General features: G+C 35.8%; 1 protein-coding gene. It reads right to left on the minus strand.

The window, feature by feature from the left end:
- The coding region (locus tag HC175_RS16510; RefSeq protein ID WP_168139471.1) for an ATP-binding protein at nt 1–597 on the minus strand (597 nt) is incomplete at both ends.

Raw genomic sequence — 597 nt, forward strand, 5'->3', positions numbered from 1 at the left:
TAAGAATAATACCAGTTGCTCCAGAAAGTTAACATTGCGAATTGCGTAACGGTTGATAATATCACGGTAAACAATACTCTGATAGATATTTTTTAAATAATCAAATACTATTTCATCTCTGAGTTCTAAATGTATTAAATAGGGAAGTCCGCCGTATTTAAGATATTTATCCAGGCTCTCATCATTCCCGGCTAAACCATGAAAATCAATAAACTCCGAATAAGCCAAACTGTAAACCTCCAAGGCTATATACCTGCCACTAAGATGCCCTGCAATGTCCCCGGATAATAAGTTGGCATTGCTCCCGGTACAGTAAAGATCAAGGTCCCCGTTTAATAACAAAGAGCGGAGAGCTTCTCCAAAATTTTCCACATCCTGGATTTCATCTATAAAAACATAAGTCTTACCGGATTTGGCTTTCTTTGCAACCACATATTCGTTCAAATCATGGGCAGTTCTTAAAAAGGAAAAAGCCAGATCTTCTTTATTGATATATATAATAGTTGCCTTAGGATCCCTATTAAGGATAAGTTGTATTATTTGAAAAAGTAAATAACTTTTACCTACCCGGCGTTGGCCTGTTATTACTTTGATAAT

The sequence above is a fragment of the Salinimicrobium oceani genome (assembly GCF_012037645.1).